The 14,099-nt window shown below is 62.1% G+C and carries 9 protein-coding genes; all 9 read right to left on the bottom strand.

Annotated features, from left to right (window positions below; genetic code table 11):
• Positions 1-33: 33 nt before the first annotated feature.
• Positions 34-1,749 (bottom strand): amidase, encoded by a 1,716-nt coding sequence (locus ACLD1X_RS25230; protein WP_429372400.1) that lies wholly within the window; start codon positions 1,747-1,749, stop codon positions 34-36.
• Positions 1,750-2,071: 322 nt separating this feature from the next.
• Positions 2,072-3,169 carry a type VI secretion system protein TssA gene (gene tssA / locus ACLD1X_RS25225; protein ID WP_429372398.1) on the bottom strand — a complete coding sequence of 366 codons (1,098 nt, stop codon included), beginning with the start codon at positions 3,167-3,169 and terminating at the stop codon, positions 2,072-2,074.
• A 94-nt stretch (positions 3,170-3,263) separates the two neighbouring features.
• Positions 3,264-3,782, bottom strand: a complete 519-nt coding sequence (locus tag ACLD1X_RS25220) for an Hcp family type VI secretion system effector (RefSeq protein WP_007978712.1) — start codon at positions 3,780-3,782, stop codon at positions 3,264-3,266.
• A gap of 163 nt (positions 3,783-3,945) precedes the next feature.
• Complete coding sequence (gene tssM, locus ACLD1X_RS25215) at positions 3,946-6,420, bottom strand: type VI secretion system membrane subunit TssM (protein ID WP_429372395.1); 2,475 nt, start codon at positions 6,418-6,420, stop codon at positions 3,946-3,948.
• Entirely contained in the window at positions 6,417-7,343 is a 927-nt protein-coding gene (tagF, locus tag ACLD1X_RS25210) for a type VI secretion system-associated protein TagF (protein ID WP_429372393.1), read from the bottom strand. The genes tssM and tagF overlap by 4 nt, the downstream gene beginning before the upstream one ends.
• 31 nt (positions 7,344-7,374) lie before the next feature.
• On the bottom strand, positions 7,375-11,244 hold the full coding sequence (locus ACLD1X_RS25205; RefSeq protein ID WP_429372391.1) for a type VI secretion protein IcmF/TssM N-terminal domain-containing protein: 3,870 nt from the start codon (positions 11,242-11,244) through the stop codon (positions 7,375-7,377).
• Between the two features lie 30 nt (positions 11,245-11,274).
• Positions 11,275-12,003: a type IVB secretion system protein IcmH/DotU gene (gene icmH, locus ACLD1X_RS25200; RefSeq protein WP_429372389.1), complete on the bottom strand. Its 729-nt coding sequence runs from the start codon at positions 12,001-12,003 to the stop codon at positions 11,275-11,277.
• Positions 12,000-13,343 (bottom strand): type VI secretion system baseplate subunit TssK, encoded by a 1,344-nt coding sequence (gene tssK / locus ACLD1X_RS25195; protein WP_429372387.1) that lies wholly within the window; start codon positions 13,341-13,343, stop codon positions 12,000-12,002. The genes icmH and tssK overlap by 4 nt, the downstream gene beginning before the upstream one ends.
• A complete protein-coding gene (gene tssJ / locus ACLD1X_RS25190; RefSeq protein WP_429372385.1) occupies positions 13,340-14,095 on the bottom strand; it encodes a type VI secretion system lipoprotein TssJ in 756 nt (251 codons plus the stop codon). Before tssJ ends, tssK begins: the two co-directional genes overlap by 4 nt.
• Positions 14,096-14,099 lie beyond the last annotated feature (4 nt).

The raw sequence follows: 14,099 nt of genomic DNA, 5'->3' as shown, positions 1-14,099 counted from the left end.
GGCGGCTCGCGTGAGCCGCCACGGTTTTACCGGTCAGCGCTTGTCAGCGACCAATGGCGGGGTGCGTGGCGGGATCATGCGTTTGCTGCCGGTCGACTCGAACGCCGACGCCAGGTGCAGCAAATTGGAGTCGTCATAGGCGCGACCGGCAAAGGTCAGCCCGACCGGCATGCCGATGTCCGGCATCACACCCATCGGCACGGTGACCGTTGGCACGCCGAGGTGACGGATGGCGAGGTTGCCGTTGGCGACCCACACGCCGTTGCTCCAGGCGATGTCCGCCGATTGCGGATCGACATCGGCATCCGCCGGGCCCACATCGGCGACCGTCGGGAACAACACTGCGTCGAGGCCCAGGCGATCCATCCAGTCTTCCAGATCGATCTTGCGGGTCTTTTCCAGCCCGCGCAGGCCGTCCGGCACCGTGCTGATCTGGTCCCACGGGGTGATGCCGCGTTCGGCCATGCGCACGTATTCGTCCATGCCGGCGGCCAGGTCGCCCTCGCGGTTGGGCAGGGTGCCCGGGTCGTGAGGGAAGATCTGCGGGCCGTCGACATCGACCAGGCGGTTCAGTTTTGGATCGCCGTTGGCTTGCAGGAAATCATCGAAGGCCCAGGCGGTCAGGTCCCACAGTTCGTGGTGCAGGAATTCCTTGGAGACGATGCCGCGATTGAACACGGTCGGCGCGCCAGGGCGATCACCCTCGCAATTGGAAACCAGCGGGAAGTCCACGTCGATCACTTCGGCGCCCGCGTCTTCGAGGGCCTTGCGCGCCTGTTCCCACAGCCCGATCACCGAAGGACGGGTGTTGATGCGCTGGCCGGTTGGCCCGCCAATGCCCGGCGCTTCGGAGGTGCCCGCTTCAGGGTCGGCGTTGATGTACATGCGCGGAATGCCGAACTTCTTGCCTTTGAGCGCTTCGCTGTTCGCCGCCAGCGCGGCATAGGATTCAGGGCGTACCTCGGACGATTTCGGAATCGGCACCCAAGGTTGCAAGCGCCACAGGTCGCCGCGGGTGTCCGGGTCATCGGCGACCACCACGTCGAGCACTTCGAGCAGGTCGGCCATGGTCCGGGCAAACGGCACGACCACGTCCATGGTCGGGGTCAACGGCCAGTTGCCGCGCACCGAGATCACTCCGCGCGAAGGGGTGTAGGCGCACAAACCATTGTTCGAGGCCGGGCCACGGCCGCTCGACCAGGTTTCTTCCGCCAGGCCGAAGGCCGAGAAACTGGCCGCGGTCGCCGTGCCGGCACCGTTCGACGAGCCGGAGGCGAATGGGGCAGTGAGGTAGTCGGCGTTGTACGGGCTCTCGGCGCGGCCGTAGACGCCGCGCTGCATCCCGCCGTTGGCCATCGGCGGCATGTTGGTCTTGCCCAGGCAGATCGCCCCGCCGGCGCGCAGGCGCTCGACGGTGAACGCATCGCGATAGGCGACCAGGTCCTTGAAGGCCGGGCTGCCGGAAGCGGCGGTGAGGCCCTTGACCAGATAACTGTCCTTGGCGGTGTAAGGGATGCCATCCAGCGGGCCCAACAACTGGCCCTTGGCGCGACGGGCGTCGGCGGCCTGTGCTTCGGCGAGGGCCTCGGGGTTGCGCACGACAACGGCGTTCAGCGCCGTGGCGGTTTCAGGGCCGTCATAGGCGTCGATCCGCGCCAGATAAGCCTGGACCAGCTCGACCGAGGTGGTCTGGCCGGATTCGAGCGCGGCGCGCAGTTGGGCAATGGAAACTTCGGTGACTTCGATCATGCTGCCACCGCCATTTGCAGGTGGAGGGTCCCAAACACTTCACTTTTCTCGAAATGGACATTCATATCGTTATTCTCGTTGCACTGTGTGGCACGACAGGGTCGGGTGTTAAAAATACTGAGCACTATTTAGCATTAAACCGGGATTTTAGGAATCCGTTGTCCAATTTATCTTACAGGCGACAGAAAAAAGGCCACCACAACCCGACGTTGTGGTGGCCCGAGGGTGACTCATTATAGTGGCCCGCACGCGCAGGCCAACGGGAGGAAGCTCCCTCGTCACAGGTTTCTCTGCGTTTGTGCTGATAGCCGGCCGCCGACAATCAGGACTTCGTCTCCTTGGTCCCCAGCACATCACGAATGTTGTCCACCACATTGCTGTCCTTGATCACATCGTTGAGCCAACCCTCGAGCGGCATGTTGCCCCATTTGATCGCGCGTTCGATCAGGTAGGGGACAGGGCTCTGGGGTTCGGTCTGCTTGAAGAACTGCGCAATGCCCGCCAGCAGGGTGAACGCTTCGTCGCGGGTTTGTGGCGTGGTGCGCAGCGGCGCGGCTGGAATGTCTTGCCGGGTCTGGGTCATTGCGGTACCTGCAGGTTGTGCGCCAGCGCTTTCGCAGACGGTCGGGGAGGGCGCGACAGGGGCCGGGTGCAGTTCGATACCGCGATCCTTGAGCAGTTTCTCGGCCAGTTGTCCTGCGCGGGACAGCACGTCGTTGAGCCCGGCAAAGCTGGGCGCGTCAGGGCCGAACAGCCGATCGGCGGTGCCCTGCAGTTGTTGGCAGGCGTTGAGGCTGGCGGCGATTTCGCTGGCTTTGCGGCGCAGGTGATCGGAGTCGGTCAGCACCACCGAACGCTGGAACACCTCGGCGTTGATCTTGCCTTCGTCAAGGGCGGCGCGCATGGCCTGGGGGTTCTGCAACGCCAGGTTTTCGACGTGCCGGGATTCGTCATACCGCAGCAGACCGTACTCTTGGCCCTGGGTGATGGGCAGTCCGCCGACGACATCCGCCAGGGTTGTTTTCATCCACGCCAGGCGGGCAGCGCGTTCATCGACCCCATCCTCGAGGGAAGGGAAGAGGTCGGCCCAGAAATTGTCCAGTATGCGTTCGGCCAGGGTCAGGCCGAAGGTGATACCGGTGAAGTGATGCTTTTGCGCCAGGGCTTCGCTGAGCCAGGCGACGAGCATCAGGTCCTTGCTCTGTCGAGCCAGGCCCTGTGCAGCCAGGGTAAGGGTCAGATCCCAGTCGGATGACTTCAGATCGGTTTGCCAGTCACCCTGGGTCAGGTAATCGGGGTCTGCTCGCCGTGCTTCTTTCACCTGATCGAACAAGGTGGAGAAGCTCAGGTCTTCGCCGCTCCCCTCATTGATGGGCGCGGTCAGTTCGGCCAGCGAAAGGTCGTTGAGAAATTCAGACATGGGAAACTCTGATCAGAATAAAAGAACACCGCGCCCGCCTGGCAGGCACGGTGCTGAAAACGGGCCGCGTGTGCGGCCCGTCATTACCACGGTGTTATGCGAACACCTTGTTCGCGGTGCGATCCCAGCCACCGGTGACGTTACCGCCGCCCTGGCCATCTGCACGGCTCTGCTGGGTGTAGGTGGTCTTGATGCGCGCGAAGTTGAAGCTGATTTCTTCGATCGGCAGATCGCCAACGGCTTTGTCTTCACCGTTCTGGCTGCCGCCAGCGACCGCTTTCACGGACGACACCACGACTTCTTCCAGGTTGATGGTCAGGTAGGTCACCTTGTCGCCACCGGCGCGGTTCACGTTCAACTGGATCTTGGCGATGTGAGTGCCTTTGCAGCAGGCTTCGAACAGCTTGGCAGAAGCCTTGTCCACGGCTTTGCGGATGCTGAAGTCGCTCAACGCAACACGCTCCGACGAAGCACCGCCCGAAGAGCTGGCCGTCGCGGAAGTCGCCTGGGTTGCGCCGTACTCGTAGCCCAGCACTTCGATCCAATCCTTGTGTTTGTCGTCCAGAACTTCACCTGGAATGCCGTCGATCTGGATGTATGCGTCAAATGCCATTTCTGTTTTCTCCTTACCTTCATTTAAAGGGATGTCACCTGCGAACAGGTCACAGCCCTTCGTCTTAACCTCTTTGAAACGTTCAATAGAGGTGTCTTATGCCAGCCCGGGCCTCTCGTCGAGTTGACCCGGATGCCGGTATTTCTTTACAAGGCGGGCAGGCTCAGTTGAGTGCCCGCACTTCGATTTCTACCCGCCGGTTAGGCTCCAGGCACTGAATCAGCTGGGCCCTGGGTTGCTGCATATCGCACTTGACCAAGGGCTTGGTGCTGCCTTCGCCGATGGCTTCGACCAGCTCGCCGGGTACGCCTTTGCCCACCAGATAGGTCTTGATGGTTTGCGCCCGTTGTTTGGAAACCTGCAGGTTGCCCTGTGGATCGCCCAGTTGATCGGCGTGGCCGGCGATGATGATTTTTCCGATGTTGGGGGTGCTGAGCAGCTTGCCGGCGATCGCGCTGAGCTGGCTTTGGCCTTCGGTCTTCAGGCTCTGGAAGTCGGCACGGGCGAAGGCGAACAGGGTGTCCGACTCCAGCGTGATGGTTTCGATCGAGCGCAACGACTGGGTCAGCAGGCTGTTGATGTAGTTGCGCGAGCTCGAGATCAGGAACGCGTTGTCGAGGATCCGCGGCACGTCCGGTTCGTGAATCTGGTCGCTGTAGAAGTTGATCTGGCGGCTGGCGAATTCATAGTCCGAGGCGGCGACGCTGGCGTTGCCAGCCTGACGGGCAATCGCCGGGTACCAGTAATCCGGGATTTTCGCTTTCAGGAACCCAGGATCGGCCTTTTCACGCTGGGCGCGCGACAGCATCACGTAGGTGTCCAGCGTCGCCTTGCCGAAACCGGCGATGGACTGCGCCCGGTTGTCATTGGGCAGCGCCTTGGGTTCGACGCTGTCCACGCCGGTCACCGCCATCAACTCTTTGGCATTGCGTTGATAGACCTTGAGGGTGGTCAGCAAGTACAGCGAGCGCGTCAGGTTGTCGGCCGTGGGCTTGAGCATCACGCTTTCCAGGCGCTCGAAATACCGGCTGCGCACCAGCGGCTCTACCTTGTGACCTTGATAGAGCCCCAGACGCATGCGCAGCGGCACGCCCTGGTCGTGATGGTGCGCGTAGTAATCCGCGGTCCACAAGCGCAGGCGATCGAGGGTTTGCCAGGCGGTGTATTGCCCGGTGGCGGCGCGGTCTTCGGCGGTCGCCTGGGTCAGTTCGGCCGAGAGGCTCTGCAGGATGGTCTTGTTGTTCACATACGACCAGCCCAGCAGGCAGCACAGCAGCACCGCGACCAGTGCGGCACCGCCAATCCACGCTGCCCGGCGTCGGCGCTCGCGGTGGTTGGTGGTGTACAGCGCCACCAGGTGCTGGTCGGGAATGATGACTTTGCGGAACAGGCTGTTGATGAACAGCGGGCGCGACTGCGCGTTGCCATTGGCGATCTCCTGGTCACCCTCCAGCGAGAAGCGCTCTGTCACCTGGCGTGCGTGCCCGCCCGGATCCGGCTGGTTGGCATCGAGGGCGCTGGTGAAATAGAAGCCGCGCAGCAGTTCGGCACTTTGATAAGGGTTGGCGCGCAGCAGCGCATCGACGAACAGTTGAAGTCGGGGCTTGAGGGCCGCCAGTTCCAGCGGGAACCGATACACCGCCGAATCCTTCCGGGTGATCTGGATGTCCTGCGTGACCAGTTGCTGGCTCGCCACCTGCTGCCAATAGCTGACCAGTTCGTCCATCGCGGCGCCGAAGCGCTGTCCCCAGTCGGCCTGTTCATAGCCTTTGTGGGAGAAGGTCTTGCCCATCACTTCGCCGCGGGCGGTCTCGTCCAGTTGACGATAGAAGGGCGCGAAACCGGGCACCAGGTCGCACTTGGTGAACACCAGGTAGACCGGCAGGCGCACTTCCAGCAGGGCATGGGTTTCCTGGATGCGTTCGCGCAGGCGTTTGGCGATGCGCTCCTGCTCTTCCAGCGAGGCCTGCAGGATGTCGTGGATGCTGACGGTGACGATCAGGCCGTTGAGTGGCCGACGCTGGCGATGCTGGCGCAGCAGTTGCAGGAACGCACGCCATTTGCCGGCCTCTTCCTGGTTGTTCATGTAGCGCCCGGCGGTGTCCAGCAGCACGGCCTCGGAGCTGAAGAACCAGTCGCAATTGCGGGTTCCACCCAGACCGGCGACCCGCACGCCTTCGCGCTCGGCGTAGGGGAAATTGAGGCCCGACTGGTAGAGCATGGTGCTCTTGCCTGCCGCCGGCTGGCCGACCACCAGATACCAGGGCAGGGCATACAGCGCATCCTTGGGATTGCTGCCCCGTGGCTTGTTGCCGTGCAAGCGCTCGATGCTCTGCAGCAGCCGCTCGCGCAACAGGCTGACTTCCTCGCGATCCGCCGGGTTGGCATTCAACACGGCCTCGTCGGCATCCTCGCGCAACAGCCCTTCGAGGTTGTGATGCCGGGACACGCCCTGATAAAGCAGCAGCACATAACCGGTGGAAAGACCGAGGAACACACCGATGCCGGTCAACAGGCTGTTGAGCGAGTTGAAGTCAAACGAGCGCCCGATACCCCACACCACGAAGATCGTGAGGAAAAAGCACATGCCCAGGATGTAGGGCTGGTAGCGCAAGAAGTAATACTTGATCTTGTTCATACGGACTTCGAATCCAGGGCATCGACAAAACGGTCGATAACGTCACCCAGAGGGCGGTCTATTTCGGCAAAGGCGTGTTTCGGGTGGTGCTCGTCAAAGGCATCGAAAGACGCCAGCACGTCATAGTTCTGTGAGCGCGCATGGATGCCCGTCAGCAGGCGATAGGCATCGCTGGTATGACGTGAGGCAAAGCAGATCAGCCGGGGACGCATGAAGTCGTCCGCCAGCAGGCTGATCTGCGGCACGGCACGTTCAGGCGTCATTTGCGTCAACCAGGTGACCCACAGATCGGCGGTCGGATTTTTCAAACCCCGCTCCGCCGGCAACGGCAGGGAGATGCCGATCGGCGTTGCCTGATCGAGGTGTCTTCTCACGGCCGCCAGTCGGGTCAACACGGCGTTGGTGACGAATTCCGGGTAGGCCCCTTCGAGCGCGGTACTGATATCGCGCAAATTGAAGTTCACCAGGAACTTGTCATGCACGCGCCGGAACAACTCGAAGTCCTGTCCTTGCAACGGGCGCAGGGCCTTGATGCGCTCGAACAGCACCGACGTGCTTTCGCCCTGGACCGCCATGTGCAGCAATGGCCTGATCTGCCCGCTGAACAGTTCGCCCAGGGTGAACGGATTGACCAGAGGTTCGGCTTCGCCGGCCTTGAGGGTCTGGAAAATGAAGAACGGATAGCGGCGTCCACTCCAATCCCTCGAGCTGATCAACCCGCCCAGCAACCAGTTGCCGCTGCGTGCGCGGTAGCTGAAAAAACACACGGGCAACGCATCGAACAGGTCACGCCAGTCTTCGCGATGCTGCAGGGCGGCCAGCGCCCCTTGCAGCCAGCTGTCGAACTCACAGGCGTCGTCGCCCGCACCTTGCAGGCTGACGAAGTCCGGACTCGCGGGGACCTTGCCGAAACAGCCGATCATTGGCCGGTTCCCACGTTCAGGTTCGGGCTGGTCACAGTGGGCGGCCCTCTGCGCCATTGAGCGCGCTCAATGCCTTGACGTTGGCCAGGTCGGTCAGCTTGACGCCGCCGTAGTTGCGCACGGCGAGGCTGACCGGGCCACTGCCGGTGGTCCAGCTGAAGCGTTGCTGGATGCCGTCCAGATCGCTGACCCGTGCGCTGTCGTTCATGCGCAGCAGGCCCCAGCGGCCCGGGTAGTCGAACACGGTGATGCGCTCGCCGGTCAGGGTGACCACATCCAGGCGTGCACCCGGCGTGGTGGTCGTGCCCGGCCACGAGAAGCGGCTCCAGCTGGTCTTGCCGTTACGGTAGTGCTGCACCTGGCCGTCGAGGGTGAAGATGATGTCGGTGAGGTTGGCGGAGGGTTCGAGCATGATCTCGAAGCCGTTGTCGCGGTCCGACAGGCTGGCGATTACCTGGCCCAACGAGCTGGCCTTGTCGATGCTGTTGACCATGTTCGGGTTGACCAGCGGCGTAGTCTTGCTGCCGCTGCCCATCCCCAGGCCTTCGCCACCGGACAGGTTGCCAATTTCGTTGCGCTTGAAGTTCGGCAGCAGCCCGGATTCCGGGTCGACGAAACGCTGCAGATCCTTGACCGACGCTTCGTTGCGGCTACCCGGGGCGATCGGGTAGCGGTGCGCCATGACCTGCTCCCAGGGCTTGGCAATCTGCTGTGCCCAGGCCTTGGCAATCTGTTGGCCGGCCGGGTCGCGCAGGGTTTCCCAGGCAAACTGGATCGGCAGGCTGAACAGGCCCTGCAACGATTCGGACAGGCCGCCCTGGCTGGTGTCGACGGTGGTCTCGACATAGTTGCGCACGCTGGTGACTTCGCTTGGCAGCCCTTCGAGGGTTTCGCTGATCAGCTGCTTGCTGCTCTTGCCAACGTCCTGGGAGCGCTGGATGTTGTTCATCCGCACCTTGAGTTTGCGCAAGGCCGCGAGGTAGCGGTCCATGATCGTGCTGTCGGCGCCTTCGGCGTTCTGCACGGCAAACACCCGCGACACAGGTTCGAAGCGCTTCGCCAGGCTGCCGTCGTCGACCGCCGGCAAAGGTGAAATCAACGTGTTTGGCGAAACTTTTTTCCCATCAAGGATCCCGCTCCAGAATCCGTCATCGGGCTTGATCCCAGCCTGCAGTGTTTCGCGGGGCGCCGGAACATCCCACTGGGTGTTGTCGTTGACCGCCGCCAGGAGGATTTTCACCGGGGAGTTCTGCACGTCGCTGAGCAGTGCCAGCTGTTGGGTCGCGTTGGCCATGTCGGTGAAGTGACGAACACCCACGCTATCGATGAAGCTGTACCAGGCCTGGGTGTAGTCGCGCTTGTAGCGCGTCATGAACTCGCGGATGAAGTTGGCTTTCTGCACGATGCTGTCGCCGCCTTCGCCATCGAGCACCCAGTCCGATTCGTTTTGCAGGTTGCCCGACACCAGCTTGATCAGATCGGGCCTGACGAACTGTTCCCAACCCTGGCGGGTGAAAATCGCCGGAACCGCTTCGGTGCCGTACAGCAACTGACGGCCGGGCAAAGGCACCAGGTCGCCCAAGCCCAGGGCCGGGAACTGACGGCTGGATTCCAGTTGCAGACGCAGGTACTCACGGTCCACCAGCGAGCTGGAAATCATGAAGGACTTCAGGCTGTTGCGGGTATCGCTGATGAGTTGCTCGTTACGCGACAAGGACGGTGCCTGGCCATTCTTGAGCAACTGCACGTAGACCGGCGAGTTGTCCTGAATCACCGCAGTGCTGACAGGGTTGCCTGTACTGGCGGTATTGGCCCAGGCCGCCGGCAACGCAGCGCCGACGAATTCCGGATCCGGGTGCGTGGCCGGTTGGGTCAGCATCAGGTACAGCTTGAGTGCGTTATAGGCGTCGATGATGGACGCGACTTGTCGCTCGTCCAGCCGCCCGAGCATTTCTTCGGACAACGACAGCCCGCCGGTGGTCGCCGACAACTCCGCGGCATCGCTCGCCGTGGCCGGGTTGCGCAGTGCCGTCAGCGCTTCGCCCCGTGCCTTGTTGGCCGCACCCTTGGCGGCACCGCTCAGGCGACTGGCCACATCACCGGTACTGCGCGGCAGGTTGCTCAGGCGGATCGGCAGTTTCTGGCCCGACGCGCGCGCTTTGACCGAGTCGGCTTTGTTTGGCGCGGGCGCAAAGCTGTTCTGCGCATCCATGGTTTTGGCGAACTCATTGAAGGCGCGCATCTGCAATTGCAGCTGCAAGGTGACAGGCTCCAGCGCCTGGGTACGCAGTTGCTGCAAGTAGGCGGTCTGTGCGACGCGGTAGACTTCGTCACCACGATAGAGACCTGCGCCCAGTTGCAGCGGCACACCCTTGGCGCGGTGCTTCTCGATGGTCGTGAGTTGCTCACGCAACAGCTCCAGGCCCTGGCCCGAGGCGAGCAATCCGGCACGGTCCGGGGACTGTTGCAGTTCGCTCAGTTGTTCGCGCAAGGTGGCCAGCCACTGACGGTTGTTCTGGAACGACAGCGCTTGCCAGCCAATGAACGCGACACCGGCCAGCACCGCCAGACCCAGCAGGGCAGGGCTGGCGGACGGGTGCTTGCCAAGGCGCGACTGATAAAGGGTCAGGTCGCGATCCGGGAAGATCACCCGACGGAACGTATCGGTAATGAAGTAGCTGCGGTCGCTGATTTTCTTGCCGCCGTCTTGCCCCTGTTGCTCGTTTTCGGGGGCCGGCTGCAAGGCGAACGTTTCGGCCAGCTCGTCTTCATAGACCTGGCTCAGTTGCTGATCGGTCTGCAGGGCGCTGGTGAAATAAAGCCCGCGCAGCAACAGTGGTGCACCGTTGCGACGGGGCTCGGCGAAGTGCTGGAGAAACTGCTCCAGCACCCCGGAGATCTCGGCGAAATAGTTCGGGAAGTTCAGCAGGGCGCTGTTGGCATCGGCACCCAGCGCAATCATTTGTGCATCGGTGTGACGACGGATATGGCCTTGCAGGTTGGCCAGCTTGGCATCCAGCACCGGGCGCAGGCCCTGGTTGCGGATCTCGGACAAACCGAAGGTCATGCCCAGTGGCTGCTGGCGCTCGTTCAGGTCCAGGCCTTCAAACGCCTGGCTGAAGCCCGGCAGTTGATCGGTCTTGCTCAGCATCAGGTAGATCGGTGGATTGGCATCCAGGCAATCGTTGTATTCCTCGATGCGCGACACCAGTTGGGCGGCCAGTTCGTTGCGCTTGGCCGCGCTGCACGCCAGCAGTTCAGGCAGGCTCACCACCAATACCAGCCCGTTGACTGCGGCCTTGGTGCGCTGCTTTTTCAGCAGCCGCAGGAAGGCGGCGAACTCACTGGCCGACGGATCGTCCTGCAGGTAACGGCCGGCCGTATCGATCATCACGGCGTCAGGGCTGAAATACCAATCGCAATGCCGGGTGCCGCTTTCGGTGTCGTTGGCGCTGCTGGCAATGCTCGCGGACAAACCGGAGCGGGTCAGCAATGAGGTCTTGCCGGCCGCGGACATGCCGATGACCAGGTACCACGGCAAATCGTAAAGCGCTGCCGAGCCGCCACCGCCGGCCGAGCGGTCGGTGCGCAGCATCGCAATCGCGTGCTTGAGGCGTTCGCGCAGCACGTGCTGATCGCGAAATTCACCCGCGGATTTGAGCGAGCGATCAACTTCGATCTGCACCAGGTTTTCAAGGGTGTGCTCGATGCGGATGCGCTTGTATCGATGCAGCACAATGATCAGCAGATAGCAGGCGCTGACAATCGCCATCGCTTCCGGCGCATGGTCGCGCAGCCAGCTCACATGCGGGGCCACGAACCAGCAAGCCGCCAGGCTCGTCAACCACAGGGCGAGGACGATGAACCAAAAACTTTTCAACAAACGCAATAATGTCTTCATGTCTTCCTGACTCGGTTACCTGACCTGTGCTCAGGCACTGAACAGCTGGCTGATTTGCTCGGACAACGCGGCTACGTCTTTGGCCAGCAGCCAGTCCAGCGTCAGGTAGACACCCGCGCAGACCAGCGCAAACAGCGCCAGGTAGAGCCAGAGAGGCACTTCATGGCGCAGCATCTGCGAGACCTGGTCGGGCAATGCCCAGTCAGGCGAAAGGACCTTGGGCGTCTTGCGAAAGCGTGCGATGTCCTGGCCCAGGGTATTGGCCAGGTAGCGCAACTGGTCTTTTTCGCCGAGACGGAATTTTCCTTCGAAACCCAGCGCCAGGCACAGGTGGTAAACCTCGAGCACGTCCAGGTTGTGTTTAACGTCGCCACGCAATGCATCGATCCTGTCGAAAAAGCCTTGGCCGGCCAGGTGTACGCCGAAGTGGCGGAACTGCATTGGCTGCAATTCAAAGTGACTGCGCAAAGGGTTGGCTTCAGCACCCGGTTCGAGGGGGCGCAACACGCTTTCATCGAGGAACGCGCACAGGGCGTACTGGGTGTCCTTCACCTGTTCAACGCTGTAGTTGGCGCTGCGGGCATCGCGTTCCAGTGCGTTGAAAAAGGTGTCGACACTGGCCTCGAAGGCGGCGACCGATGTGACCTGGCGACCCTTGCGCACGATCAGCGCCATGCTGATGAAGTCCTGCACCAGGTCTTTGAGCGTCGGTTTTTCACGGGTGGCGGCAACGGCGCCTTGCAATACGGCTTCGGTCATTTGAGTACCGCCATCAGTTCGAGCTTGAGGTTGGTGAAGGCGCTGGGCGCGTAGAAAGAGATGGCCTGGGCACTCATCATTCGCTCATACACCCGGCCATGGGGTTCGATGGAGAAGTAGTGATTGTCCAGTCGCACCGGGATTGCATTGGGCAGGCGGGTCGAATGATTGAGGGTGACCCCCGGCATGGCGCTGTTGACCACCACTTCGATGTCTTCCGGCGAGCCGACCTTGAACGCCCGTGGCACCAGCTCCAGCAGGCTCGCGCCCGGCATGTCGGCGTGCACGGAGATGTAGAAGTCCGCTTCGACCAGCCGTGGATCGTGCAACTGCCCTTGCCAGTAGGAGGGCTTGGTCTGGGCCAGGTCGATCACCACGCACTGGTTCGGTACGACGTTGTCGAGCAGCACGCGAATCATTTCGTCGAGCTTGACCAGCGAAGCCGCCGGGTCGTGGTGGTCGTACCCGGGGATATCGTTGAGCTGCGTGTCCATCGAGAACGTCAGCAAGCCGCCGGCGAGTTCGGCCAGGAGCAGGTACAAACGCTCGGGGTGCAAGCGCGGATGCGCGAGCAGGTGCGCCAGGCTCGGGTGGGCGCGGTTCACCGTGTTCAACAGCCAGAACAGGGTCACGTCGCTCGAACCAAACTCGGCGATCTGGTCCGCGCGCTCGCGACGACGACCCGACAGCGCCTTGCTCTTGGACTGCAAGGCGCCGAGCAAACGCTTGCCCAGCCCGATCAGGGTCTCGTGGGTGCCCAGGTGCAGCGTCGGGTGCACGAAATGCCCATCGAGATTGAATCCACCGATGTTGTTGCGCGACAGCCGGGTAATCGGGCACCAGGTGTAGCCATCGAGGCTGTCGCCATCGATCAGCATCACCACGTTCAGGCGCAGGCTGGTGATTTCGTTTTCCAGGTCGCCTTCGTTGAGGTCCGGCAAGGTGTCGAATTGCTTGCGAAAGCGCCGCCCGGTCTTTTGCTCCTGGCCGTCTTCGACATAGTTCAGACCGAATGGATCAGGCAGTTTCAGCGCGGCGTAGACCTTCAGGTCGTTGCCCTTGAGCAGGTCCGTCAGGTCACGAGCCGCGGGCAGCGGATCGTGCTGCGGCGCGTCGAACAGGCTGCCATCGGGAAACACCAGCTTCAATCGCTTGAGCTGCAGGGAACCGGCCGCGAGGGCTTCCTCGTCCACTTCCAGCAACTGCACGCCCCAGTGAAAAGGCGTATTGCGCTGGGTCGCCTGCGCCAGCTGATGCTGGTGGAACTCATCCTGATACTGGAAATGCTGTGGCAAAAGGAACATGCCTTCGGACCACATCACCCGGCTTTGCTTACTCATTGAGCGACGTCCAATAATGAATTCAATTTCGAGTCCACGGCTTTTTTCGCGGAGGCGCTCGCCTGGTCCTGGGCCTTGTGCACCACGGCGTCCTGCACGCGTTCGGTCAGCGTGGGTTCAGTGGGCTGGTCGGGCAGGGCGGCGGCTTTTGCGAGCTGTTCCCGGGGCTTGGGTTTATCCAGGACGTCAACACCGCTGACGGCCGACACCGTGTTGTTGTCCACCAGCACCCGCAGGCCGTCGGAGGAGAACCAGATGCCGTCCTTGCGCAGGGAGTTGGCGTCAAACGCAACCTTCCAGCGGCTGTTCTCGTCGGTGCGGAAAAAAGCCGCGACGCCGACATAGCCCGCCGCCTTGTTCAGCGGCCACTTGTCGACTTGCCCCATGCCTGGCAACAAGGTGATCTCGCGGTTTTCGATCAGGGTATTGCCGAGCGCCTTTTGCGGGTCGGCCCACAGCGAGTCGGCATCGACTGATGCAAAGCGCTCCAGCGATGTCAGCTGGTAAACGCGCAGCACCACGGAAAGCGGCTTGCCGGACGCGTCGGGATTGAGCTGATTACCGCCGTCAGACGTCAGGATGACCTTCTCGTTATCCTGGAACAGCATGTCGCCAGCCCAGGTATTGTCGACCCGCTTGCCGACCCGGTCGGTGACGCCGCAGGCGCTCAGTACCGTCATCATCGCCACCGCCGCCAGGCATTTGGCCAATGCCGTCTTTGCGGGACGCTTCCCTGAATATCTCTTGTCCATGACC

Source organism: Pseudomonas sp. 18173 (genome assembly GCF_050432945.1).
GTDB lineage: Bacteria > Pseudomonadota > Gammaproteobacteria > Pseudomonadales > Pseudomonadaceae > Aquipseudomonas.
This window is presented reverse-complemented; position numbering and strand designations above follow the sequence as displayed.

Coding starts and splice junctions, on each gene's coding strand:
- ACLD1X_RS25230 (WP_429372400.1), bottom strand. CDS start 1,749: ATGATCGAAGTCACCGAAGTTTCCATTGCCCAACTGCGCGCCGCGCTC.
- tssA (WP_429372398.1), bottom strand. CDS start 3,169: ATGTCTGAATTTCTCAACGACCTTTCGCTGGCCGAACTGACCGCGCCC.
- ACLD1X_RS25220 (WP_007978712.1), bottom strand. CDS start 3,782: ATGGCATTTGACGCATACATCCAGATCGACGGCATTCCAGGTGAAGTT.
- tssM (WP_429372395.1), bottom strand. CDS start 6,420: ATGAACAAGATCAAGTATTACTTCTTGCGCTACCAGCCCTACATCCTG.
- tagF (WP_429372393.1), bottom strand. CDS start 7,343: ATGATCGGCTGTTTCGGCAAGGTCCCCGCGAGTCCGGACTTCGTCAGC.
- ACLD1X_RS25205 (WP_429372391.1), bottom strand. CDS start 11,244: ATGAAGACATTATTGCGTTTGTTGAAAAGTTTTTGGTTCATCGTCCTC.
- icmH (WP_429372389.1), bottom strand. CDS start 12,003: ATGACCGAAGCCGTATTGCAAGGCGCCGTTGCCGCCACCCGTGAAAAA.
- tssK (WP_429372387.1), bottom strand. CDS start 13,343: ATGAGTAAGCAAAGCCGGGTGATGTGGTCCGAAGGCATGTTCCTTTTG.
- tssJ (WP_429372385.1), bottom strand. CDS start 14,095: ATGGACAAGAGATATTCAGGGAAGCGTCCCGCAAAGACGGCATTGGCC.